At 34.3% G+C, this 24848-nt stretch carries 27 protein-coding genes; 15 read left to right on the forward strand and 12 right to left on the reverse strand.

Annotation, left to right across the window (positions count from 1 at the left end):
* Positions 1 to 85 precede the first annotated feature (85 nt).
* The 3 genes from G530_RS0114045 (at position 86) to G530_RS0114055 (ending at position 2037) form a co-directional block, all read left to right on the forward strand.
* Positions 86 to 1309 (forward strand): 3-deoxy-D-manno-octulosonic acid transferase, encoded by a 1224-nt coding sequence (locus G530_RS0114045; protein WP_026935142.1) that lies wholly within the window; start codon positions 86 to 88, stop codon positions 1307 to 1309.
* Positions 1310 to 1419: 110 nt separating this feature from the next.
* Positions 1420 to 1659 (forward strand): hypothetical protein, encoded by a 240-nt coding sequence (locus G530_RS0114050; RefSeq protein WP_026935143.1) that lies wholly within the window; start codon positions 1420 to 1422, stop codon positions 1657 to 1659.
* Between the two features lie 117 nt (positions 1660 to 1776).
* Complete coding sequence (locus G530_RS0114055) at positions 1777 to 2037, forward strand: hypothetical protein (protein ID WP_240472170.1); 261 nt, start codon at positions 1777 to 1779, stop codon at positions 2035 to 2037.
* Positions 2038 to 2087: 50 nt separating this feature from the next.
* On the opposite strand, the gene G530_RS0114060 is transcribed toward G530_RS0114055, so the two are convergent.
* From G530_RS0114060 to G530_RS0114085, 6 genes are all read right to left on the reverse strand, one after another.
* Positions 2088 to 2855 (reverse strand): LexA family transcriptional regulator, encoded by a 768-nt coding sequence (locus tag G530_RS0114060; protein WP_026935145.1) that lies wholly within the window; start codon positions 2853 to 2855, stop codon positions 2088 to 2090.
* 82 nt (positions 2856 to 2937) lie between these two features.
* Complete coding sequence (locus G530_RS0114065; protein WP_026935146.1) at positions 2938 to 4926, reverse strand: heavy metal translocating P-type ATPase; 1989 nt, start codon at positions 4924 to 4926, stop codon at positions 2938 to 2940.
* 17 nt (positions 4927 to 4943) lie between these two features.
* Positions 4944 to 5297 (reverse strand): DUF3703 domain-containing protein, encoded by a 354-nt coding sequence (locus G530_RS0114070; protein ID WP_340139855.1) that lies wholly within the window; start codon positions 5295 to 5297, stop codon positions 4944 to 4946.
* Between the two features lie 59 nt (positions 5298 to 5356).
* Positions 5357 to 5773 (reverse strand): Fur family transcriptional regulator, encoded by a 417-nt coding sequence (locus G530_RS0114075; RefSeq protein WP_026935148.1) that lies wholly within the window; start codon positions 5771 to 5773, stop codon positions 5357 to 5359.
* 107 nt (positions 5774 to 5880) lie between these two features.
* Complete coding sequence (locus G530_RS17665) at positions 5881 to 6078, reverse strand: hypothetical protein (protein WP_156888641.1); 198 nt, start codon at positions 6076 to 6078, stop codon at positions 5881 to 5883.
* 123 nt (positions 6079 to 6201) lie between these two features.
* The gene (locus G530_RS0114085; protein ID WP_026935149.1) at positions 6202 to 6543 is read right to left on the reverse strand and encodes a hypothetical protein; all 342 of its coding nucleotides are present in this window, start codon (positions 6541 to 6543) and stop codon (positions 6202 to 6204) included.
* Between the two features lie 318 nt (positions 6544 to 6861).
* Here G530_RS0114085 and G530_RS0114090 point away from each other — a divergent pair, with 318 nt between their 5' ends.
* From G530_RS0114090 to G530_RS16995, 4 genes are all read left to right on the forward strand, one after another.
* Entirely contained in the window at positions 6862 to 7737 is an 876-nt protein-coding gene (locus tag G530_RS0114090; protein WP_026935150.1) for a universal stress protein, read from the forward strand.
* A gap of 167 nt (positions 7738 to 7904) precedes the next feature.
* Positions 7905 to 8510: a hypothetical protein gene (locus G530_RS0114095; RefSeq protein ID WP_026935151.1), complete on the forward strand. Its 606-nt coding sequence runs from the start codon at positions 7905 to 7907 to the stop codon at positions 8508 to 8510.
* 132 nt (positions 8511 to 8642) lie between these two features.
* On the forward strand, positions 8643 to 9137 hold the full coding sequence (locus G530_RS0114100; RefSeq protein WP_026935152.1) for a YqiA/YcfP family alpha/beta fold hydrolase: 495 nt from the start codon (positions 8643 to 8645) through the stop codon (positions 9135 to 9137).
* A gap of 10 nt (positions 9138 to 9147) precedes the next feature.
* On the forward strand, positions 9148 to 10044 hold the full coding sequence (locus G530_RS16995; protein WP_035716504.1) for a helix-turn-helix transcriptional regulator: 897 nt from the start codon (positions 9148 to 9150) through the stop codon (positions 10042 to 10044).
* A gap of 11 nt (positions 10045 to 10055) precedes the next feature.
* Here G530_RS16995 and G530_RS17000 read toward each other — a convergent pair whose 3' ends face one another.
* Positions 10056 to 10397, reverse strand: coding sequence for a cyclic-phosphate processing receiver domain-containing protein (locus tag G530_RS17000; RefSeq protein WP_026935153.1), 342 nt, complete (start codon positions 10395 to 10397; stop codon positions 10056 to 10058).
* Positions 10372 to 12078 (reverse strand): AAA family ATPase, encoded by a 1707-nt coding sequence (locus G530_RS17395; RefSeq protein ID WP_051199801.1) that lies wholly within the window; start codon positions 12076 to 12078, stop codon positions 10372 to 10374. Before G530_RS17395 ends, G530_RS17000 begins: the two co-directional genes overlap by 26 nt.
* A gap of 289 nt (positions 12079 to 12367) precedes the next feature.
* Between G530_RS17395 and G530_RS0114120 the strand changes: the two genes are divergently transcribed.
* From G530_RS0114120 to G530_RS17010, 5 genes are all read left to right on the forward strand, one after another.
* Complete coding sequence (locus G530_RS0114120; protein WP_026935154.1) at positions 12368 to 13036, forward strand: hypothetical protein; 669 nt, start codon at positions 12368 to 12370, stop codon at positions 13034 to 13036.
* 4 nt (positions 13037 to 13040) lie between these two features.
* Positions 13041 to 13691, forward strand: coding sequence for a GTPase domain-containing protein (locus tag G530_RS0114125; protein WP_026935155.1), 651 nt, complete (start codon positions 13041 to 13043; stop codon positions 13689 to 13691).
* A 95-nt stretch (positions 13692 to 13786) separates the two neighbouring features.
* A complete protein-coding gene (locus G530_RS0114130) occupies positions 13787 to 14164 on the forward strand; it encodes a hypothetical protein (RefSeq protein WP_156888642.1) in 378 nt (125 codons plus the stop codon).
* Positions 14161 to 14904 carry a hypothetical protein gene (locus tag G530_RS0114135; protein ID WP_026935157.1) on the forward strand — a complete coding sequence of 248 codons (744 nt, stop codon included), beginning with the start codon at positions 14161 to 14163 and terminating at the stop codon, positions 14902 to 14904. The genes G530_RS0114130 and G530_RS0114135 overlap by 4 nt, the downstream gene beginning before the upstream one ends.
* A 78-nt stretch (positions 14905 to 14982) precedes the next feature.
* Positions 14983 to 15351 (forward strand): hypothetical protein, encoded by a 369-nt coding sequence (locus G530_RS17010; RefSeq protein ID WP_205619200.1) that lies wholly within the window; start codon positions 14983 to 14985, stop codon positions 15349 to 15351.
* Between the two features lie 120 nt (positions 15352 to 15471).
* On the opposite strand, the gene G530_RS0114145 is transcribed toward G530_RS17010, so the two are convergent.
* The 4 genes from G530_RS0114145 to G530_RS17860 all read right to left on the reverse strand — a co-directional run bounded on the left by G530_RS0114145 (position 15472) and on the right by G530_RS17860 (position 20586).
* Positions 15472 to 18036, reverse strand: a complete 2565-nt coding sequence (locus tag G530_RS0114145; protein WP_026935158.1) for a GmrSD restriction endonuclease domain-containing protein — start codon at positions 18034 to 18036, stop codon at positions 15472 to 15474.
* Positions 18037 to 18039: 3 nt separating this feature from the next.
* Positions 18040 to 19962: a DUF262 domain-containing protein gene (locus tag G530_RS0114150; protein WP_026935159.1), complete on the reverse strand. Its 1923-nt coding sequence runs from the start codon at positions 19960 to 19962 to the stop codon at positions 18040 to 18042.
* 157 nt (positions 19963 to 20119) lie between these two features.
* Positions 20120 to 20251 carry a type I restriction-modification system subunit M N-terminal domain-containing protein gene (locus G530_RS17940; RefSeq protein ID WP_205619201.1) on the reverse strand — a complete coding sequence of 44 codons (132 nt, stop codon included), beginning with the start codon at positions 20249 to 20251 and terminating at the stop codon, positions 20120 to 20122.
* Between the two features lie 170 nt (positions 20252 to 20421).
* The gene (locus tag G530_RS17860; protein ID WP_240472171.1) at positions 20422 to 20586 is read right to left on the reverse strand and encodes a hypothetical protein; all 165 of its coding nucleotides are present in this window, start codon (positions 20584 to 20586) and stop codon (positions 20422 to 20424) included.
* Between G530_RS17860 and G530_RS17945 the strand changes: the two genes are divergently transcribed.
* The 3 genes from G530_RS17945 (at position 20524) to G530_RS0114165 (ending at position 24848) form a co-directional block, all read left to right on the forward strand.
* Entirely contained in the window at positions 20524 to 20652 is a 129-nt protein-coding gene (locus tag G530_RS17945) for a hypothetical protein (RefSeq protein WP_422678748.1), read from the forward strand. The genes G530_RS17860 and G530_RS17945 overlap by 63 nt on opposite strands.
* Positions 20653 to 20867: 215 nt before the next feature.
* Complete coding sequence (locus G530_RS0114160) at positions 20868 to 22439, forward strand: DNA cytosine methyltransferase (RefSeq protein WP_026935160.1); 1572 nt, start codon at positions 20868 to 20870, stop codon at positions 22437 to 22439.
* Positions 22440 to 22445: 6 nt separating this feature from the next.
* The gene (locus G530_RS0114165) at positions 22446 to 24848 is read left to right on the forward strand and encodes a hypothetical protein (protein WP_026935161.1); all 2403 of its coding nucleotides are present in this window, start codon (positions 22446 to 22448) and stop codon (positions 24846 to 24848) included.

Here is a 24848-nt window from a genome sequence, read left to right on the forward strand (position 1 = left end):
CAGGTTTACGAAAATACGAAATATAGGTCCTACTGGCAATCCAATTATTGGGAAAGGCCTATTTTAGCAATCTCAAGTTTTAAGTGTGCATAGAATTTACAACGTATTAGTAAAACTAAGTGGAACTGTTCTTAAAGCGGCAGGAAAATTCAGTCCTAAATTGAAAGATTTTACTGAAGGCAGAGAAGATCTATTTTCACGACTAGAAAAGAAAATAGACCCTAATGAAGATCATATTTGGATACATGCTGCCTCTCTGGGAGAATTTGAAATGGCCGTACCCGTATTAAAACTGCTGAAGGAAAAATATCCTGAGAAAAAAACGGTGGTTAGTTTCTTCTCACCTTCCGGATACAACAATAAAAAGCAACACTCATTGGTAGATCATTTTACATATCTACCACTGGACACTCCAGATAATGCTAAAAGGTTTCTGGATATTATTCAGCCGAAAATGGCCTTTTTCATCAAGTATGATTTCTGGCCTAACCTTCTAAAAGAACTGAAGAGACGACAAATTAGAACATTTCTTGCTTCCGGAGTTTTTAGAAAAGACCAGGCATTTTTCAAAGCTTACGGAAAATGGATGATCAAGTCTTTAAAGGCATTTGATCATTTCTTTGTTCAGAATAAAGAATCTCAGGAATTACTATACTCTATAGGTTTTAAGAATGTTACAGTTAGTGGTGATACAAGATTTGACCGGGTAGCGGCGCAATTAGAAGCAGACAACCATATTGACTTCATTGAAGAGTTCAAACAGGATAAAATGTTGGTGGTTTGCGGAAGTACCTGGCCGGAAGACGATGAATTAATCCTGAAATTCCTTAACAGTTCAGTAAATATAAAATTCATCATAGCTCCTCATGAGATCAAAGCTGAAAAGATCCAGAAACTAGAAAAACGCATAAATATTCCAACCATTAAATATTCTGAAAAAGAAGGCAAGGATTTGAGCCACTATTCCGTATTAATCCTGGATACTATAGGATTACTGGGAAGAGCGTATAGCTATGCTGATATTGCTTATGTGGGTGGAGCTGCCGGAAATACAGGACTTCATAATATTTTAGAACCCGCGACTTTTGGAATACCTATAATCATAGGCGAAAATTTCAGTAAATTTCCTGAAGCAGAGCGTTTAAGACAGCTAGCAGGCTTGTTTTCTGTTAAAAATTCGGAAGAATTTTCAGCAATATTAACCAAATTATATACGAATTTAGAATTCAGAGAAAAGACCGGAATGATAGCAGGGCACTTTATTAACAGTAATACCGGAGCGATTAGAGCACTCGAAGAACACCTTTAAACCGGGATTCCTTTAATCTTAACACTCTTTGCTAAAAAACCTTAAAATTAAAACGTAGAATCGGTTTTAATTGTAATTTCGAGGTATATAACCAAATAAACTATTGAACAATGAAACGTTTATCAATCCTGGCCGGTGGCCTGTTAATGTTCTCTGTAGTATTAACTTCATGTAGAGACACAGCTGAAAAGGAGACCATTGTGAGGGAGGTTGAAGTAGAGAAAGAAGTTAAAACTCCAGAGGAAGTTGAAGAAAAAGAAGGTATCCTGGAAAGAACTGCTAAAGAAGTAGATAAAGAAGTGAATAAAGAGATCGATGAAGAAATCGATAAAATAGGTGATGATAACTAGATTCATATATTAAACTATATTGAACTCAGATGATCATTACTATTTAAAAGTTAAACCAAATCCAAAAATTATAATAAGATGAAAAAACCAATTGTAATGTTTGCTTTAATGCTATCTATGGGAGTATTTTTTACCTCATGTAGAGATACAGCAAAAGAGAATGAAACAGACGACATGGAAATGTCTGATGATATGGACGACGTATCAGACGATATGGATGACATGAATGATGACAACAACAGTGTTGGTAACGACATTGAGCAGGCTGCAGATGATGCCGGTGATGCGGTTGAAAATGCTGCTAATGAAACCGGTGATGCGGTTGAAAATGCTGCCAACGAAGTTGAAGATGAAGTCGAAAATAATGACGACTATTAAACTTCTTAATTGAAATTTTTATTAAACCCTTTCTTTCCGGAAAGGGTTTTTTAGTTCTTAAAAGATTTCAATTCTCGTTTAAGTTCTTCCATAGATTGTTGTAATTCCTGAAAAAGTCCACTATTAGATGGATTATCAAGATTGAAGGTAAGTTTGGAATTCACCTGCCAGATCTCCTGAATATCATGAACATTTATTTCTAACGGTAAATATTCTTCATTCAAAGAGATAAGAAGGACTTTAGAAGGATCTGGCATCTTTTGCAATTTCTTGACCAGCACCGAATCATACATTACTATTACATATACACGGTTATTACTGGCTTCTTCGATACTCGAAACGGCCTTTCCCATAACCCACTCCCCAGGACGATAATCTGGCAACATACTATCTCCTTCGATCTGGAAACCGCGATAAGAAGCATTCCTGAATTCGGGCAATGGTATATCAAAAGCCGGAAGCTGATTGTACCATTCTACATCCTGAACATTATGAGGATATCCGGCAGCAGCCTTTTGATTCACTAATACTATATTCTCATTATCTGAACTATCTACAGTGATTACTTTTGGGCTAACATCACCCTTAGAAATTTTAAGGTATTTCTGCCCACTTTCTCCAAAAAGCCACAAGGGATTGATCCCGAACTGTCGTAGCAGTTCTGCCACTATCTTTCCTGAAAGTTTGGTGCGCCCTCGCTCTATATCGGCTGTAGAATTCTTGATACCCAGTAAGGCTGCAAATTCAGTTTGAGTGTAGTTATTTTCTTCACGCACTTCTTTAAAGTGCTTAATTTCAATAGATCCAGGTGTGCCCATAGTTGATAGATTAGGAATATTTCCAAAATTTACTCAAAAATATTGGATTTAATCCTATTTAACCAAAAAAGCTGATAAAATTTTAAATATTACTATATCTATCTTTAAATCCCAACAAGCGTAAAGCATTAAGCACAACTACGATCGTAGAACCTTCATGGAAAACTACAGCAATACCAATATTGGCCCATCCAAAGATCGTAGCTGGTAAAAGCAAGGCTACAACTCCCAGACTAATCCAAAGATTTTGTTTTACGATCTGCTGTGATTTACGACTCAAAGCAATAGCAAACGGTAGAATCTCCAGTTTATCGGCCATTAAGGCAATATCTGCTGTTTCTAATGCAACGTCGCTTCCAGCCGCCCCCATGGCAATTCCAACGGTGCTATTTGCCATAGCCGGAGCATCATTTACTCCATCCCCTACCATAGCAATCTTATTCTCTTCTTTTTTAAGCTGAATAATTCGCTCTACCTTTTCTTCTGGCAATAAGCTGCCATAGGCATGGGTAAGGCCAATTTCAGAAGCGACCGCATTGGCAACTTCCTGGTTGTCCCCGGTTAACATGATCATTTTTCTAATCCCGATCTTCTTAAGCTTAGCCAATGTAGATTCAGCAGCTTTTCTAGGTGTATCCATGAGACCAATGATTCCGCTAAATTCATTCTCATTCTGAACTAACATTACCGTTTTTCCTTCTCTCTCCAGTTTCTGCACTTTTTCTTTCACTCCGGTTGGTACTCCACCTACATCCTCATAGAGTTCTATATTCCCAATTCTGATCATTTCTCCTTCAACCTTACCCTTAATACCTTTTCCCTGGATGGCCTCAGTATTTGAAGCTGTGGAAATTCCATTTAATTTATTCATCCGTAATTTACCATCACGTACTACTGCTTTGGCTAATGGATGATTACTGGAACTTTCAATCGCAATAACTTTTCTTAAAAACTCATCATTAGATAGACCATTTAGCAGAATCACGTCTGTAAGTTTTGGTTTTCCTTCGGTAAGTGTTCCCGTTTTGTCAAAAGCCAGAGCTCTTAAGGTACCCAGATCTTCTAATGGCTTCCCTCCTTTAATAAGAACTCCACCTTTAGCCGCGCGGGCAATACCACTTAAAACTGCTGAAGGCGTAGAAATAGCCAGGGCACAGGGACTTGCAGCAACCAGCGCAGCCATGGACCTATAAAAACTATCCTGCCAGGATTCATCAACCACCAGGAAGGCAAAATTGAGTAGTATTATCAAGATTAAAACGGCAGGAACATAATATTTTTCGAATTTATCTGTAAGCAACTGAGTAGGCGATTTCTTTTCCTGTGCCTCTCTAACCATCGTTATTAACCTGTTTAAAGTAGAATCCTGAGACTTCTTTAAAACTTTTACCTCGATGCTATTATCTCCATTAATTGTTCCTGAATAAACCCTGCTTTTCGCCGGAATCTCATCTGGTGAGCTATATTCTTTATCAGGATCTTCTACCGGAACTTTATCTACTGGAATACTTTCCCCTGTAATTGGTGCCTGATTGATACTGGATCTTCCACTAATTAGAACTCCATCGGCACTAACCGTTGAATTTGGTCTTATTTTAATAATATCTCCAGGACTAAGATCTGTGATACTAACTTCCACATACTCTTCTCCTTCTTTTCTAAAGGCAATTTTAGGGGATAATTTAGTAAGAGATTCTATCGATTTTGTAGCTTTTTCCATGGCCAGATGTTCCAGGGCATGTCCCAGACTAAAAAGGAATAATAGCAGGGCACCTTCAGCCCATTTATCAAGGAGTGCTGCACCTATAGCCGCCACCAGCATTAGAAAGTCTATCTCAAACCGACCATGCGAAATTTCTTCAATTGCTTCTTTCAAGGTATAATAACCACCAAAACCATAAGAAATCAAATATGGAACGAGTATATAAATGAAGGAAAATCCGCTGAATTTATCGAGTAGAAATCCTATTAGCAGAAAGGCTCCACTTAAAACAGCAAAGATCAATTCAGTTCTCTCTCCAAAAATACCATCGTTATGAGGTTTGCAACAACCGTGATTATGGTTAGACATAAGGTTTACTTTTATGATTATCCAGGATAGATTTTGAGATTGGATGGAATTTCCATTGGTTTTAAAGGAGATACATTTGAACCTCCGGTGTTTCCTACTGGGATTATCCCCACAAATGATTTAACACCTCCTACAAGCAATCTTGGTATCTGACCGAATATTTCTTTCAATTTTCTGGTCTTAAAACCAAATTTCAACATTAACCAATGTGATCTAGTATGCTCTAGTGGATAAGCCTGACCAAGTATATGGCTTCTTTCAAGTGAATTCCAGGCATTTCTAAAATCCCCACTTTGTAGAAACTTCTTATATCGAAAGATCTCCAGACAATAATACTCTTTCAATGAAGAAGGCATAATAAAATTCATCATCAACTTATTTAATTCAGAAAACTAAGATAAGCTGAAAAACATGCAACTAAAGTGCATAATTAAGTATTACTACATTTATCACAAATGCCTTTAATAACCAGATTCATATCCTTACTCACAAATCCTTTGGGCAAGCTAATATGTGGAATCTTATGATCTGTAAGGCATGTAGTTTCATTACATTTAGTACAGTGAAAATGAAGATGAAGATCCTGAGAATCGCCGACTTTAAGAGTATTCTCATCCAGGGCATATTTAGCAACGCCAGTCCCGTCGTCTATTTGATGTACAAGGCCTTTCTTTTCAAAAGTCTTAATTGTGCGATATAGAGTGGTACGTTCAGATTTATCGAAACCTGCTTCAATATCATTTAAGGTAACAGCAACATTCTTCTCGGTTAAAAACCTATACATTAAAAGTCTTATGGCCGTAGGCCTTATTTGATGTTTTTTTAGAACCAGCTCAATTTCTCCCATAATAAAAAGAAGTTAATCAAATTTAGTTTGATCTATGCTTAAAACAGAAAACCGTCACTAATAAGTAACGGTCTTGCTAGAATTTTCATCAAAAATTAAAGTATATTTTAATCAACGCAGCAATTACAAACTCTAACTTTTGTAAGCTGCAGTTTTTCCTTTGCTGTTGATATAGCCAGGCTACTATTCGGGAAGATGCCCAAATATATTCTAGTAAGAACATCTGGTAATTCCCTGCATTTTTCGGCATGAACCCTTATGACACCTAGTGAATCTGGATTCTTACTGGAATAGTAATATTGCATGCCGCAATTTATAGCCACCAGGAATCATATAGTATTCGGATTCGAAAAAGTTTTAATGTTTTTAGTTCAGGATTTAGAAATCATCCCCGAAGGTTTCAGCAAAACATTAGCCTGAATTCATTATCAAATAGCTTTTAATTCTATAACCCAGAAACCAATGATCAAAAGAAGCGAGATAAACATTCCTCCAAAGATCATAAGCAATCCACGACTTTCAACTTTGATACTCTGAATCTCTTCTTCAAATAACTGTTTTTCGGTATTCTCCAATCTTAAATAATTTTTCACTCCTAATTTTGAAGCTATTTTCCCTTTTGGGGTGAGACGTATTTCACCTCGTCTGGAAATTGTAATAAGTTCGTTTTCGCGTAGGGTATTAATAAAATTAATGGACGTATTCTGTCTAAGGTCAGACACCATCATACCCTCGTGAAAACCTGCTGCATTATGTGCTTGTGCATCCATGTTAACATTTTATTAACTTTTAGTAAAACTAATTAACGAAATTTAACTTTATTATCAAAGTTAAATATTCTTACTATTATCAACATATTATCAACTTTTTCACAGTTATATTTAGAAAAACCTTGCTATTAATGCGAAAGGGAATAATGAGATTTTAGACTTCAGAAAAAACAAATCTTATAACTCCTTACTATTACACCCATTCACATTTTAATAATTACTGAAGAAAGCATGATGTCTATCATTTTTTGAAAGTTATATCTCAGCTAATTTTATATCAATTAGAGCTTGAATAATTACAATTAAGAATTAACGACCATGAAAAATATATTGATTGCTACAGATTTTTCAAGTGAAGCATATTGTGCATTATTTTATGCCTCAAGCTTGTTCAAGGGTGGAATAAGTAAATTCTATATCGCGAATTTTTTTGGCGAAAAAATTGAAGCTTCAGTTTATAGTATAGTGAATGAGGCGGAGCTTAGAAAAAAATCCCTGCTAAAGAAGGATTCTGAATTAGCATGCAAGGAAACCCTGCATCGAATTGTGAGAGATTCAGATTTAAACAGCGATAGATTTGAGATCATACCTTCTGAGCAAAAATTATTACCAGGTATTCTGAATCTTATTCAAAATAAAGATATCGACCTACTGGTGATGGGCACTGCCAACCATGCCGGAACTTTAAAAAGTATTGTGGAAACCAATACAACAAAGATCATAGAACACGCTTTAAATATTCCGGTACTTATCATCCCAAGAGAACTAGATTTTAATCCATTATACCATATCGCTTTTGCAAGTGAACTTATTTATGAATTTAATCCTGAATCGATTAAAACTATAAAAGCCATTGCTGAAAAATCTGGAGCCAGGATTACTGTGATACACGATGGAAAAGAAACTGAAATGTCCCAGAGACAGTGGAAAAACTATAATAGTTTTAAATCAAATTTCGAAGGTTTGGAAGTTTCGCTGGCTTTTTCTTCCAATCACATTGAAGTTTCGAAGTCTATAGCAGAATTCGTAAAACATAATAAAGTGGACATGCTTTGTATGGAATATTACAAACATTCCTTTGTATCAAATCTCTTTATAGAACCCGTAGTTGAGAAAATTGACCGACACCTGTCTTTCCCTTTTCTCATACTACCAGCTAAATCCAAAGGATCTAAAAATCATGAAATAAAGTAGTTTTCATTTTCCATAGCTTAAATGTCTAAAAGTGAATTCTAAATAGTAATAATATGCCAGTATTTGGTTTTCAGGGTGATTATTGTTCATAGAACAAGTCATTTTGTAATTAAGATTTTCTTAAATAACAAAATGGAACAAAAATTTTATAAGAGATTGGTAATTGAATGAACCAATCTCAAGAAAAATACTATATCCTTTTTCCAAAGTGGAGCCTTGATCCAAACCAATGGTCGATGGTGATGGATGGCACTGCAGTTATTTTAACCTTATTAGGATTTATTATAGCATTCTGGCTATACAAGGTTCAGCGTGAAGACAAGGCTACAGATGCCCATCGATTTTTTATCGCTTCTTTACCAGAATTAAAGACCTCTATAACCCATGCGATCAAAGATCTAAACGAGTTTAAAGAATCACTTGATCTGGATAAAGTTGTAGATCCGGTACTTTCAGTTTCTCTTAACGATAAATTTCTGGAAAAGGTCAATCTGGTAGCTTTAAACCGATATTATGCAAAAAACGATAAAGCCAATCTAGAACGATTCAATAAATTACTCGTAGACTCTAATTTTTTCGGTGACTATCGTGATTATATCACCAATCAGATCAAATATTTTAGGTCGATATATCTGGAAAGAGAAGAAGATCATTCAGGTGATATTTCCCAAATGAAAAACAAAATCAGGGATGTTTTAGATAATGATATTTCCAGGTTTGAAGAGATTCTCGAGAATATAGATCTACTATTAGAAGAACCTCCCCAGAAATAATTCGCTTCTACGATCTTAATTTAAAACTCTTTCAGGATCACTCCCGTAAGTTTAAAATTTTGAATTCCAGCTTAACGACATATTTTGTCGTCTTCTCTTGTTTTATTTGTTCTGAACATTTAAATTAACAGAATGAATATTTTATACCTCCACGGACTACAGAGTAAACTTAGTCCTGAAAAAAGAAAAGTATTGGAAAAATACGGAGAGGTTTTCGCTCCGGATATTGATTACTCCGAAGATCACCTCCGATATGTAGAAATTCTTCAGCAATTTCCTGAGACCGAATTCAATGTCATAATAGGCAGCAGTATGGGTGCTTTAAATTCCTATATAATTTCAAACTGGATCGGCAGGCCAGCTCTTCTGTTTAATCCTCCATTATCCAAACATCCCTGGAGTGTTATGTATTCTGTACCAAAATTTATTAAGGGCAATGCTTCAAAACAATTTGTTTTAGGAGCAAGAGATGAAGTGGTAGATCCACGAGAAACCTTAAACTACATAGCGAATCAGCTTTCCAACGATGAACTTACTATAAAGATCTATCCCCATATGGGTCACCGGATCCCTCTTGATTTCTTTGAAGCTGAAGTAAAGCAATTCTTCGACAAAATCTGTCACTAAAAATTATTTTATGTCTGTACGCCAAACTATAAAACGATACACTAAAATCATTTCATTACTCCGGCTGCGTCCAATGAGTTTTAAGGAAATTCAGGAAGAAATGGAAAAAGACCCAGATGCCGTTGAGGAAAATCTTACTACTTCAATACGCACTATGCAACGAGACATCAAGGCCATCGCTTCGATATATGATATAGAGATTAAAAATGATTTAAAGATCAATAAGTATCATATAGTTGAAGACGTAGAGGATCTTCCTTCAAGAAGGCTTAGAGAGAACTTTGAAATTTTGAATGCTATTAGAATGTCCAGAGGATTTGGTGACAGCCTGATTTTTGAAGAAAGAAGATCTCTGGGAACAAAACATATGACCGGATTAATTCATGCGATTCAAAGTAATTTATATGTTGAGTTTATTTATGAAAAGTTCTGGGATGATTCGATAAAGAAAAGAAAAGTTGCCCCCATTTCTTTAAAGGAATCAAGAAATAGATGGTATCTCATTGCCAGGGATGAAAAAGATGGTAAAGTGAAGAATTTTGCCTTAGACAGAATTAAAAATCTGACCATAGAGAAAGATAATTTTGTACCTGTACACTATGATGTGGATAAAGAATTCAGTCAGAGCTTTGGAATTATCAACGGTACCGATGAAAAAGCTACTGAAGTCATTTTATCTTTTACTCCGGAACAGGGTAGATATATAGAATCGCTACCACTACACCATAGTCAGTCAATAATAGTCAGATCAAAAGAGGAGATTAGGTTCAAATATTTCATCCGCCCAACCTATGATTTTAGGATGGAGATTCTTTCCTATGGCAGCAAGATAAAAGTAATTAAACCTGAAAGCCTTCAGAAGAAGATTGTAAATGAATTGCAGACTACCCTGGCTCAGTATGGCTAATTGATACTATATTATTCCAAACTTCTTAGAAAATTTCTCAGAAGCCGGTTAATATTCGCTTTTCCAACAGGATTAGCACTCTGGGAACTCCACAGTGGTGGCGGAACATTATGATCCAGGCAGTAATTAACTAACCATTTAGCACAATCATATCCGCTGGGAGTATCTTCACCAAGATCATGATCAAAACAGATTCCTTCTGGTAAACCGTTTGTCAGAATCCAGTCCTTAAACTGAAAATAATTCTTTAACCAAACAACTTCCACCTCTTTGCCAATAGGACTGTAAGCTAGCCAGTCCATTCTCCTATCTGCTGGATCACGCATATCATCGAGCCAGATTAGCACCTTCATCCGGCTTCTTTTGGAATCCAACAATCGTTTTCTTTTCGGCTTTAAATCCACTTCCAGTATTTCCAAGCTTTTCCTGAGCACAGAATTCCACGATTCCTTTGAAATCAATTTTTTCAGCATTGATAATTTCATGCATAAAGATCTTACGGGTTATATTTTCAATTTCTCCTCCTGAAAACTTATACCTGCGAGCTAATTCCAGGTATTGTTCTGAAGCCAGAAAGTCAATTTTATTTTTCCAGATCTCTTTTCTAGCTTCCTCCCCTGGTAGATTTATCTGAACCTTGAACAGGAAGCGCCTGGCAAACGCAGGATCCAGGTTATCAATAAGATTCGTTGTAGCAATAAATATCCCCTTAAAATTCTCCAGCTCTTCCAGGAGAATATTCTGAATGGTATTTAGAGTCTGAGCAATGGAAGAGTCTGACACATCCAATCTCTTTGATAGAATAGCATCTGCTTCATTAAACAATAGAATAGGTGTATTCCCGGCAGAGTCGGCCAAACTTTCATATTTGGTAAAAATCTTTTTAATCAACTTTTCACTATCCCCAAACCACTTGGACTTAGTTTCACTAATATCCACTTTCATCACCTCCCTACCTGTACTTTTAGCGATTTGCAAAACACCTTCCGTCTTTCCTGTCCCCGGAGGACCATAAAAGATGCAATTAAAGCCTGATGGAAGCGATTTTTCTTCTAATTGCTTCTGAATTTTTCTAAACCGGTCATTTTCTAATGCATTCGAAAGTAACCTTAGATTCTTTTTTTCCTCCGAATTGTAAAAGAGCTGCTTTGCCCGAATTTCCTGATGAACTATAAGATCTCGTTTGTCATTTTCAGAGATCTTAATCCCTTCATCCTCCAAAAGCTTCAATCCTTTCTTACCTAATCTTAATCTCGAGTCATTGAAGAAATTAGCCTTATCCAATTCCAACAAATTAGAACTGATCAGGATATTCTTACCAGAAATAAATTCCTGGGACTTCCGTATTTTCAAGACTGATCTATACTCAAAAATGTTTAACAGGCGAGACATGCTTATAGCCTCATCCCCAGAGATACTTATCCATAGCATATAAACCAGAATCGCCTGTTCCATACTTGACAGTTTCAAGTTTAGAATCTCCTTAATAAACTTAAAGTTCGAATATGATTCCAGATAATACCGTATCCGGCCTACACATTCATACTCATTGATTTCTTTATCCTCACTTTGATCTGCGAGATCAAAACATTTTTCAAGTACTTCAATAGCCGATTCTACGGTATTATTAGGTTTAGGTATGGGAAATTTGTCTTCAAGAATATACTCCTTAACAATATCAGGTATTATATAGCTCTCCCTTCTTTTACTGAATTTCCCCGTAGTCATTTTAGCCTCAATTAGAAACTGCCTTTTCAGATTACTAAAAGTCTCAGACTGAGCTAGGATATCAATTACGTTACATTTTAGATGATTGCCTATGGAGGTATAATCTACCATCTCATCTTCTATAAACTGGGTAAAGATTATAGAAAAAAGGTAGGCTTCAACTGGAGTTATCCTCAGATTAACTGATAAAAGATGTAGTTCTGATTCAAGTTTATTAAAAATGGAGGCTTCAAACTTTTTTTCTTTAGAGGTGTTATAAATGGTAGAAATCGCCTGTAAAGTCTTTTTATTTACTTCTATTTTCATTCACTGATTCTTTTCCACAAGATTAATAGCAGTGAATGCCAGATCGTGACGCTAAAGACTAAAATTTAATTTCTGACAAAATCTTACGCATTTATTCGAAAACGTTAATCTTCCGATTCTGCACGTTTACTCAACAACATATTTTCGTGTGGGCAAAAGTTATAAATTGTAAGAAATTTAGCTTGAAGTAATGAGTCAGGTAATTTTACGGTTAACCGTTATCTAAACCGAAGTTTTTAGTTACTTTAGAAATCTAATTCAGCCCTAAAATCTATTTACTAAACTATTAATGCCAGCCATAACTACTGATTACTCGAACACTTGCGAGGAAATTAAATATTACCATAAACAAATCCTGGAGGAAGCCAACCATAATTCAAAAATCAAGGAATTATATAAAGGTTGTCAGATCTTATTCAGCCCTTTACATCCTAAACCTAAATTTCTCTTAATTGGTTTCAATCCAGGGGGAGGTTATTATAAATGGCATGGAGAAATTGTAGAGCAATTCAAACCAATGCCGGCTCTTGAATATTATCTAAATAAGCACACCCTAGGTGAGCAAACCAAAACTCTTTTCAAAAAAGCGGGTAAAAATTATGAACTTGAGCATTCCACAGTAAAGATTAATTTCTATACCTGGGCAACTGATAATGTATCAGACTTCAATGAACTTATGCGATTATTACCTAAGGAGCTCAGTGCAAACTTATTTCATTATTCAAGGGTTTGGACCAAACAACTGATAGAAAGTATTCAACCTGAATACATTATTTGCGAAGGATTTAAAGCCTTTGATGAAATTGAGGTTCTATTCTCCGATAAATCGAAAGTAAATCATGAAGAACATGTTAGATCATTCATGACTGTAGAGGGAACCAAAATAATTGGATATAAGAGAAACCAAGGTAGTATTATAGGAAAAAGCGAAATAGCCAACTATTTAAATAAATTTTAAAATTATGACTTCACTACTAATACCCTGGCCATTAATAGTTTCTGCAGTAAAAGTCATTGCCGGAGTATCAACATTAGGATTAGGCTACTATGGTTTAAAAAAATTAGGATTATTCGAAAAAAAGAAAGACATAACAATAGCAGTACTAGGACTAAAAGGTTGTGGAAAAACAACCCTACAAAATTACTTAAGACAAACTGAGCATGAGGAAAACACTCCAATAAGCGGAATCGATTTAAATGAAATTATTCTTAGTCATGGAAATAAAAAGATAAGACTAAAGAAAGGAAAAGATGTTTCTGGAGATGACACCGCTATTATGCATCAATATGAAAATGTTATAGATGAATCTGACCATATTATATTTATCACTGATAGCAGCAGACTTATAACGGAAGCTAATTATCTTAGGAAGAGCAGGGGGTTATTAAACAAAATAAATAAAAAGATTAAAACATCGGAAGGGGATAAGAAATTAATTCTCATTGGATCACATCGGGATTTACTACAAAATAGAGGTCCCAATAAAAAAATAGATGATTCCTGGTTATCTAAACAGTTTTCAGGTTTGAATGATAATATAGCAGTTACAGTATTAATAAACTTAACCAATAAGAAAGACCTTTTGGGATTCAAAAAATCACTTTTTAGCTAGGCATGGAGCAAATAATATGGATACAACATGAAAACCTAAATGAAAGCTCTTATCTATTCATAAACAACCGAAGAGTAACTAATTTGAATTCAGCTTTGGCAACCGAAGCAATTCATTTATTGATAGAGGAAAAAGGAATTCTACGAAGAATCGACTTTTCTAATAAGTCTGGAGACTTAAAGAATATTAAATTTTACAAAGATAGATTCTTAATAACTGGAGCTCTTCTTGATAAAGATGAGAAAAACAGAAAGATGACCTACAACTATTCTTTTATACGAGGTAAATTGGAAGCAGGTAAAATTAAAAATGACTTTTTCGATGTTGTTGAAAATAAATTAGATAAGAGAGTCGATCATTCGGCAATTTCTGAAGCTATTTCCATTATTCAGAAAAAAAAAAGATCTATTAATTTCAAGTATATTTTAATAATAATATTAATCCTAACAGCCTTAATTTTCGTAATATCATGAATCATGAAGTAATTATATTCGTTAACGAAGACGATGCAGTAGCCTATGAATGGGAAACAAGTAAATACCAGCTCACGGAAAATAATGTTGAGTTGATTGATATAAATGAAGTTGAGAACCTTAAAAAAAGTGGTATCATTTTCTCTGGAAATGCGAGACCAGGATTAAACTCCATTTATATAAAGCATCCTTTTGCTAATCAGGAATATGTAGAATTAGAAAGCTCCCCAGGTGTAATTCAAAGAGAAAAGTTGAACAACTTTTCTATGATTTGTCGCCTTTTAGGCGCAACGAGAGTAAATACTAATTACACTTCTACGAAATTTATTGATTCTGAAATGGCTGCTAAATTTGGAATTTCCATTCCTAAAGGTAGCCTAGATGTTGAGACCAAGAAGAAAAGAGAGGAAGCAAACCAAGAAGATTACGTTCTTAATGACACTTATGGAGAAGGTCAACCTCCAAAACTAGAACAAGTTTACGATTTCGTGCGAAAAAAAGGGCTAGATATTGACAAAGATATTCAAGCCTTAATCAATAAACGGGATCCCCAGTACGGTTTAGATAATAGACTGAAAACTCATAATGTTAAACTTGAAGTCTCTAATGAAGTAAATAATCTTTTTGAAGTTGCGGCTAATGTTGGGGCTGTGAAAAGTTTGGTTTCAATTTCAGGTAATTACCAGCAAAAAATTTCTTCTCAGGAGAAAATAGTCTTAGAAATTGAAGTTGAATTTTAGAATATAGGAGTGTTAGAACCAAACCGACCGTACCACCGTTACGAAATTGATTTATTATTCACCAAGAGAAAAGCTGAAATGCAAAAAGAGGCATTGGTAAGAGGCAGTGATAGCAGAGCTTTATATACCGATTGCTACACCGGAGAAACTTTGCGTGGTGGTGATCGATATGACTACGAACATATCCGATCTTCAGAAGCAGTTTTCATTGAGTATCGCGACCGATTGACAAACCATGAAATTGCAGAAGTGGTAAACTGCCCTGAGAATGTCGCTGTTACTTTGCGTACAATTAATCAGTCTAAGGGAAAAATGAGGCTGGAGGATTGGCTGTCTAACCAGGATAACGTCGCTAAACACAAAATTAATCTTCCTCTTGCGAAAAAATCAGCAGCTAATGCAGATAAGGGAATTAAGCAGAAAGTAAAAGAAATAGTTTCTAGATAGTTTGAAACTTAACCGGAGTTAATGGATAGCAGGACGCTTTGATGAGTTAGAAAAAGTCCATAAAGCATTTTTGTGAGTCTATGATTATCGTTCGGGTTTACTTATGGAAGTAATTTTAAACTATTTACTTAATACAGACTTTTTTGAAATAAAATCGGTATTTATAGCAGAAATAATCTTAGAAATGTTCACCTCTATATCCGAGTTATATAATTCTTCATCAACTATTTGTCTTTTGCATATCCAGCCATTATTCTCTTTTGAATAATTCTCTAGCTCCTTAACCTTATTATGATTATATCTAAACCCAAAATTTATCCTTTGTGGTTCGAATTCTAGAGTTACTACCGCATCGCCTATTTCAAATTCATCTTCTTCAATTTGTATTCTAAATTCACCTACATTCTTCTTGTAGTAAATCCTAAATCCTCTATAAAAAGTTTGTTTTGTAAAATCATCTACTATATAATATCCATCCCAAATCTCATCATCGATTTGCCATTGTGAATCTTTCTCTATTAATTTTTCTATAAGGTCATTTCTGTAGTTGGATAATAGAAACTGCTTATCATTATTGTTCCAGGTTTCCTTATTGTAAAGAAACATTTCACCCGCATACCATTGGATTTTTTTAGATTGGGATTCAGCGCTGTTCAGGAGTTTTGCGTTTTTTACCAAATTATATCTCCATAAGTATTCTTTATTATCATAATTTGATATTATACTCTTAAGACCTTCCTCGATAGTTCCATTATATTTCTGGAGATAACTTATAACTTTATTTACTGATTCTTTCACCTTGGATTTATCTAACAATTCCCTCCAATGAGTGACCGTATACTTTAAATAAATATTTTCATTAATCTCACTCTGAGCTAGAACCGCCCTGGTAACAAGAAAGTTTTCACGATATTTCTTATAGAAAATTTCTTTAGCAATATTCTTCCTGATGGTAAATTCTTTCAGACCTAGACCATCCTCTAACAAAAAATCAATTTTCCCTTGAAATACATTATGATTTTCGGCATCCTGGAGTTCGTCCTCCCAACGTGAATCTTCTATAATTAAATTAGCTTTTACTCTTTCCTCACTAATTTGCTCACGTCTAAAACCTGATATTCTCCCATCATTCGACAGATAGGATATTATCTCAAAACAGTATTCAGAAAGTTGCTTAATACCTCGTATAGCCCTAGAAAATGTAGTAATATCATCAATCGTATTATTTTCTATTAAGTTTCGGCATACTCTCATCCAACTAACCAACTTTTTTTCATCTAAATCAGAGTTTGATGAGTTTATCAAGAATAACGATAAAGCATAAAATCTAACCTTGTCAGGATAGGTCATTGTACCCGAAATAAAAGATCTGAATACAGTATCTTTTTCTTTACTATAACCCAGAGTTAAATTATTATCCGAAAAAACCTTTTCTGTGAAGCCAAGTTTATAACCTTTCTTTGAAAATGCCTGAATGATTTTCAAAACTTCATTAAGTTTTTCATCAGTAAAAATTTTTAATGAATAGACCTTCCTTGTTTTGTGAAGATTGTAAATTTCAATTTTTTCGAAATAGTTAATAGGCACGAATTTATATTCTCCATCCTCCCCCTTTTCGGTAAGGGAAACAACTGTATCTCTTAAACTTTTACTTTCATCAGATTTTCCATCGAGATCAAATATGGAATTCTCAACAGCGTAAATCTGAGCCATATTTCGGAAATACCTCATATATTCCTCATCAATAAGCATATTCTCTTTATCCTTATTGAACCAAAATAAATCTGCCCACAGCGTATCAAGTAAAAGTTTCCAATCCTCAACTTCTATAATCCTATTAGAGTTAAGACTCTCCCTAAAATCTATACGCTCAATCAGCCATGCCTTAAAATTCTCAAAAGCAGTCAGAGATTTACCTCTCGCGTTCATCTTAACGTAAAGCTGATCTGTTAGATCGTAATCTTCCAGGTTTAAAAACTCAAAATAAATTTTATTCTCTTTAGTTAAATAGTACCAATATTCATCCAATACTTCTTCATTGCGAAATTGTCTAAAGATCTCGTCAAGCATAGTTAGCATACCTTTTACCGTTGGATCATTTTTCCAATACGAAAAAAACCATTCTGAATTTTCTATCTGTTCAGAAATAGGATTGGTTTTATCTACTTTATTATGATTCTCTGCTAAAGCCTGACAAAAGTCTATAGAACTACTTCTAATTAAATAAGTAAAGTTTTTTAGTACGGAAACATTCTCATCATTAAATGGCATTAGAAACCAGTGAACTAAATAAAGTGTTGTAAGTCTCTGTTGCCCATCTAATGGAATAAAAGTTGTTGAAGTATTGTGACTATTATTTTCAGGTTGCTTTATGACCTCAGTGGATATTTCAATATCAACGTTTTTAGAATAAGATTTGACAGCTTCCATCATAGCAATAACCGCTGCTTCATTCTCAGTTCGTTTCTTTTCATCGTTAAGACCATCTATTTTACCATAAATAAAATTTAAATGAAGGCCTATGGAGTTCCTGGTGAGGGAATTTTTAATTTGACAAATGAAATTCACCCTTATATCTTCAGATTTGATGTTATCTCTACCCTGAGCATAATCTCTTTGAATTATTGGTATTTCAATCTTATGGTCTTTTATTAATTTCCAGAACGTAATATTATTTTCTTTCATTTATTAACTCTTTGGTAGGTATGCGGCTGTCAATCTTTGAATGTTGTACCTATAATTACTTCTATCAGTGAAACCCCAAAACTCTAGGTGTTTAACATCCTGGGTATAATATTTAAGAAAAACATTTTTAGTGCAAATCGGGACAAAATGCTTATTACCCTTTCCATTATTCCATTGTTTTTGATCTACACTTAAAATATAATTTCTTTTATCTAAAAACCGCCTTTTGCCTAATCCACTATTGGTATTAGAATCTAAAAGAGCCATATTATCTATCTTGTGAACATTCATTATATCTTTAGTCAATTCTAAACTTTCATTAAGGAGCTTTTTTTGAGCTTCATCGATTTCATCCTTGAGATCTTGATTAGTGATAGTTTTTTCTAGGTCCTTTACTATTGGATCAACTGAAGACCTGAAATAATCTAAATGAGATTTTAATCTTTTAATTTCACTTGCCTCATATTGGTCTAAATCTAATTCATTTAGTTTTATAATTCTTTTCTCAATTTCCTTTGGCCAAAGTTTCAGTTCATTTATCCAGATCCTTAAATCTTTAATGGTATCAATACTTTCTGCATTCTGTGCATGAATATGTTCCAAACTCCATTTCTCATTTTTGAACTTGTCGAATGGAAACCTATACTGAGCCTCACTTATTTGATAGGTTTCAATATTGAAGAGAAGAAGTAACTTGAAAGTTTGATTGTATGAAGTTTCGTAGTTCAAGCTATTTAAATCATAAATATATTCTTCATCCTTTTTTTCTTTAAAACTTCCTGCTATATAGCCCTCCAATTTTTTACGAAATTCTTTTTTTCCTAAATCCTCTGTTTCATCTAAAATTTCTTTGAGCGATTTGATTTTAGCGTAAACAATATATCCTACTAAATGATAAGTTCTTCTCTCTTTGTACCATTCTCGAAGTTTTAGAAATAAAAATTTTACCTTACTCCAATCTAATTCGAATCTTCCACTAGAGTATTGGTGATATGTAAAAAGTTTATCAACCTTGTTTTTCCCAACAATAAGCTCAAAAAGATAGTCTATCCTCGTTTCGTATTTTGATTTATCTGTCTCGTTACTTATAAAAAACCAGAATTTATCATCTTGAAGTTTTTGTTCTATGGTATCCCATTCCGAAGCCAATTTAGATTGTCGAAGAAATTGCACTTCGCGATTGTCGTTCCGCAGATCATTTATAAATATAGCCTTGATCAATTCAGAATTGGTAAGTGCTATTTTACCACTGTTTAAATTCCTGAACACTGCTTTACTGTTTTCTTCTTTATCATCCTCGTACCAGATAAAACGGGTCTGGAGTAACAATTTATCTTCAAATTGTGTTATTTGAAGGGGTTTCTTTTGTCCGAACCAGGATTTAATTATTAGATAGGCTCCAAAAAAATGATAGCAATCAATATTATTAAATTCGCGATTAGCTTTCGAAAAGGAATTCCACTGTTCTGTTATTGCTTTCTCATTTGCTCTAACACTGTTACTATAGCTTATAGAAAAAGGTTCTAACATGGGAATAATACAATCCAGAAACTTTGCACTGCTTTTCCTCGTTTGGTAATTGATTTGATAAATGGAAGAATTAATTACAGATAAAATGATATGGATGGTTGTAAGACGCTGCTGCCCGTCTATTACTTCATAACTATAATCATGATTTTTATTGAAATATTTTTCTGCCTTTTCAACCACCAGTAATTTTACAGCAAGCGGTTGTAGACAATAAAAGATTTCCTTCTTAGGATCGTAATCATTAATATCATTCAAGAGATCCATGACTTGTTGGGCTGTCCACTTATAACCTCTTTGATATTCATCAATAAAAAAATTGAAGTTTTCAAATTTACCTACCGGTCTTGTATGTAAATTAGAATTGTAATCTGTTCTATTTATTAATTCTGTTTTCATTAAACCAATCTCGTTTTCCCGGTTAATAATTCCTGTATCATCCCTTGCCTGATCTGCCCGGACTTTACCATTTTTGACTCTAAAATTTCTACTTTTTGGTCCATATTACTTAAGATTTGAGCAATTTCATTTTATTCCTCAATTGAATTTGGAAGATTTATCTCAATAGGTTTTTAACGAAAAAAAGGGTGAGAACGTAATCTTTGTATTGAGAGGCATCCATCCCGCCTCGTATTTCATTACAACTCTTCCAGAGAGAGCTGTATAATTCAGATTTCCTTATTGCCATAAATAGCGTGTAGTTTTAAATCAAGGATATATCCGCGGAGTAGGGTAATTGCGGAATGCTCGTAAATCTAAAGATTTTCTTGAAGAAGAGAAAGTGGTTTTTCTTTAAAACTTAGCTTTTTTTTCAATCATTTAAATTCCAGACCGTTGATTTTTATTTCAAGTTCCTGTTTAATATCCCGAACGTAGTTTTGCAAAATCAACTTTGAATATCTTTATGGAGATATCGGCAAAGAATTTATTCATGTACATCATAAAACAGATATAGCTACTATTAGAAAGGAATACAATGTTGACCCAATTAGGGATCTTATTCCAGTCTGTCCCAATTGCCATTTCATGCTACATAAGAGAACACCAGCCTTTACCATTGAAGAATTAAAAAATATGATTAAAAGATAGTTTAGAAGAGAATTGATTTACAAGTATTTAGATTATTATTTGGAGATACCAATTATTTATAACAATCTCTAACCTCTTTACCACCTACATTTTGTTTGATATTTAACAAAAAATTATATTTTTGATTTCAATACTATGAGTGATTAGAACTCTTAGGAACAATTCCCTACATTCACCCACTAATTAATAATGATGGTGAAAATTTTCTTTAATTAATGTCAGATCAAAAAAAATACGTCGAGCTTTTTGCTGGTTGCGGAGGTTTAAGTCTTGGATTGGAGTCAAGTGGCTGGAAATTAGAATTAGCAAATGAGCTCAGCCCGATGGCTGCAGAGACATTTGCTTATAATATCTTAGGTGAAAACCTAAAAGGTGGAGAATACAATAGTGATAGTAAAGTTTCTTATGTTGAGAATATCAAATCTATTGACGTTAAGGACTGGAAAAATAAACAGCTGGTAGTAGGCGATGTAGTGAAACTAGTTGAAAATTTAAAATCACGCCCGGAACTCTTGGAAAGATTTAAAGGTATTGATTTAATATCTGGAGGACCTCCATGCCAGGGATTTAGTATGGCTGGTAGAAGAACTGAAAGAGATCCAAAAAATAAACTACCCTATGCTTTTGTCGATTTTGTTGAATTTGTACAACCTAAGGCCGTAATACTAGAAAATGTAGAGGGGATTTTACGACAATTTAGTAAAGATGGAGGAACCAAGCTTCCCTGGCTAGAAGTCGCGAAGGCCTTCGCCGCTATTGGCTATGCACCTTTATGCTTTTTACTTAATGCGAGGCAATTCGGAATTCCTCAAAATCGTCCTCGTTTCATTATGTTAGGTTTAAAAAAATCTCTGAAATCAAAAATTATAAAAAAGCTGAAATCCCGTCAACAAGATGAAATAAAAAAAATCTTTCAGCATGCATTCGAGTTTGCGGAAAAAGACACTTCTTTTATCATGAAATATTCAGGTAAAGACCCTGCTATTCATATAGATGTAATTAACCCTAGGTTTGCTGAAATGCGTAATTTAAATGCATCAGAAATTTTTTTAAACGAAAACCTCTTCCCTGAATTCATAGAAGAAGAGATTTCCGTTGGTGAAGCTATAGATGACCTTGCAAAATATGGATATTTCAAAATAAAATCGTCTGAAACAACAGTTAGGAAACCAATAAGTGGTAATAAATATTCTCAATCCCTTTCTGATAAATTTACTCCTATTTTGAATCATCCATTGGATCATACCTTAGGGCTCCACAATCATGAGCTGAGAAATCATTCAGCAAAGGTTCAGAATCGCTTTATTTTTCTTCAAGAAATAAGGAAAATAAAAAATAATGAAATCAGGAATTGTTTAGAGAAATGTTTGAGGGGAAAGGAAGTTGAAGATAAATATTTAGAGAGAATAAGGGCTACTTTATCTAATAAGCCACGTTTAGATGGCATTATTAACACCAATTCAAATTCTCAACTTCTTGATTCAATTGAGAATATTAGGTCGAAAAAGCATAGCCAAAGAGCAATGGCAAAAAACCTACCTGCTCCAGCCCAGTTAACTATCCCTGATGATATTTGTCATTACTCAGAAAAGCAACCGAGAACATTAACGGTTAGGGAAATGGCAAGAATTCAATCATTCCCAGACGAGTTTGTCTTTAGGGCTAAAATGACCACGGGAGGAAAAAACAGGAGGTTCGAAGTTCCCCAGTATACGCAAGTTGGCAATGCCGTTCCTCCACTATTGGGAAATGCTCTAGGAAAATGGGTTTTAAAAATTTTAGAATAATCTAATATGAAAAGAATTTCAGGAGGAGAACAAAATAAAAAATCAGGTACTAAATGGACTGAGGAAGAATTACTGGAAGTGTACCAACTTTATAAAAGGTTAGGTGGAGAAGGACTTCATGAGAATAACCCTGAAATTATTAAAACGGCCCAAGATTTAGGCCGAACCGTTCGTTCAACCGAAGCCCAAACTTTAATGTTCCGAAATTTAGATAGGAACGGTGACTACGGAATGGGCAATATGAATAAGATATGCAAAAAAATTTGGTCTAGAATGGAAGGAGCAAATCCAATCAATGGGGGAACTTTATTCAATCCTGATAAGGATAGGAATAGTGATATTGTAGAAAACAATAAAAATTACCCTGCCGGACTATTGGAATGGGCCGGTCATAGAAAAGGAGGAGTAAAAAAACCATTTGATCAAACGGGCCGTCCAACTGGAAGTGTGATTTACACTCAATTAACCCACAAAATTGAAGCCTGGGTAAATAGTTTAGACAGTGACTCTCCAAGAATTATACTTCTTATTGGAGGACCTGGTAATGGTAAGACAGATGCTTTAGAACACTTAATTTCTCAAATTGATATCAAGTATAAATCTTCCTATTATCAGGTGATTTCTGAGAAGATACAGGAAGCTGGCAATATAGCCCCAAGAGTAGTAGAAATTGACTTGGATGAAAATCACTTTGGCAAAAAGAAGTTGAAATTAGTTCAAGATGCATCAACAGGAAAGAAAGGTTTTACAAGTGGAGAATGCCTGATAGATGATATCATCAACGCAATAGAAGATAATTCTGTTTATATAGCCGGAATAAATCGGGGTATTTTAGCCGAAGCAGTTAGCAAAGCGGAACCAAATTCGAAGGCTTATAAGGTTTTCAATGCTATTGTACAAGGATTAACCCAGTACCTAGATCCAAAGTCGCTTTGGCCTTTAGGAGAGGAATTACCTTTAAAGGAAATAGCTGTTTGGCCAATGGATGTTGAAAGTTTAGTGGACTTAAATGATGATTTTGAGACAACTCCAGGTTTTCAAATTATCAACGAAGCGGTATCAGATAAAAATTGGAATTGTCATGAATGTAAGGCGCAAGACTACTGTCCTTTCTTTCAGAATAAAAATCGGTTATCGGAAAAAGAATCAGCTCTCGGATTACTTCAAATTTTACGTGATTATGAAGTTATTGCAAATAAAAGATGGAGTTTTCGTGAATTATTTTCGCTTTTCTCTTACATCCTAGTAGGAACTGAACAAGAATTTAATGGTTATAAAACTCCTTGTGATTGGGTAGAAAATCAGACAAAAGGCATTTTTAGCACCCAAAATCAAACAAGGATCTATTCAATATGGAGTCTCAATGAGCATCTTTACCACGTAAGGCTTTTTAATAAATGGCCATCATTTAATTCGATAAGAAGAGCTAATAAAAGAACAAATAAGGAAGTTGCAGACATTCTAAATCAATCCTCTATAACTAAGCATTTTTTCGGGTATTTCGCTTATAAGCGCCCTCAAAAAGTTAATAAGCCTCACATAACCAAGTTGATTGATAACAGCTTTTTTGAATTAATGGATCCAGGCCAATTAAGTAATGAAGATGAAGATTTTGACAAACTGGAGCTTAGTGTAAAGAAACTTGAAAGTAATTTTTCTTATTCAATCGAATCTGGTTATGAAAGCATAAAGCATATTTTAAATCCTTTGGAGGATTTACTTTACAAGTATCTAATTGAAATTGAATCACAGCTGGATAATGAAGTAAGATTTGAGCCTTCTATTTCTTCAATGCGCGTTGAAAAGATCTTAGTTATCCTCAGGGCCATAGCATCGAGATACATAAAAAGAATTTACTTCACCTCTAAAGGTATATCCAAAGATGAAATTTTTCTCCAAAAATATAGAACTCTTAATCCAGGCATGGATCCTACAGGTAATAATTTGAAGCGCGCCAAACAATTATTTGATAATTTGGTGCAGGAACAAGATGGACTAGAAATGGTTTTAAACTCCTCTATATCGCAACCCCAACTTGATCAAGAAACAAAGATATGCTTAAGAGTCGGCCGCCTCAAGATAAAAAACCAATATATCAAAGATCACTTGAAAGACGTTCCTCGTCCCAAAACAAAAGTCTTCAAAATTAAGTTTAAAAAGGGTTATATAAATGTACCCCTTACCTACCAATTATATAAGGCTCTGTACTTAGTAGAAAATGGAGTTAGACTTTCTTCTCTTCCTTCTGAAGTTATTTCAATGTTAGACAGTATAAAATCAAAGATGGCCGGTGAAATAGTAAGAGATCACGACTTATTAGAAAACGCAACTCTTAAAATTGGCTCGTCTAAAAATTATTATCGAATAGACGAGGCCGAATCTGAAATCGAAATTTCCACCCAAAACTAG

The organism is Christiangramia echinicola DSM 19838, assembly GCF_000423065.1.
Classification (GTDB): Bacteria; Bacteroidota; Bacteroidia; order Flavobacteriales; family Flavobacteriaceae; genus Christiangramia; species Christiangramia echinicola.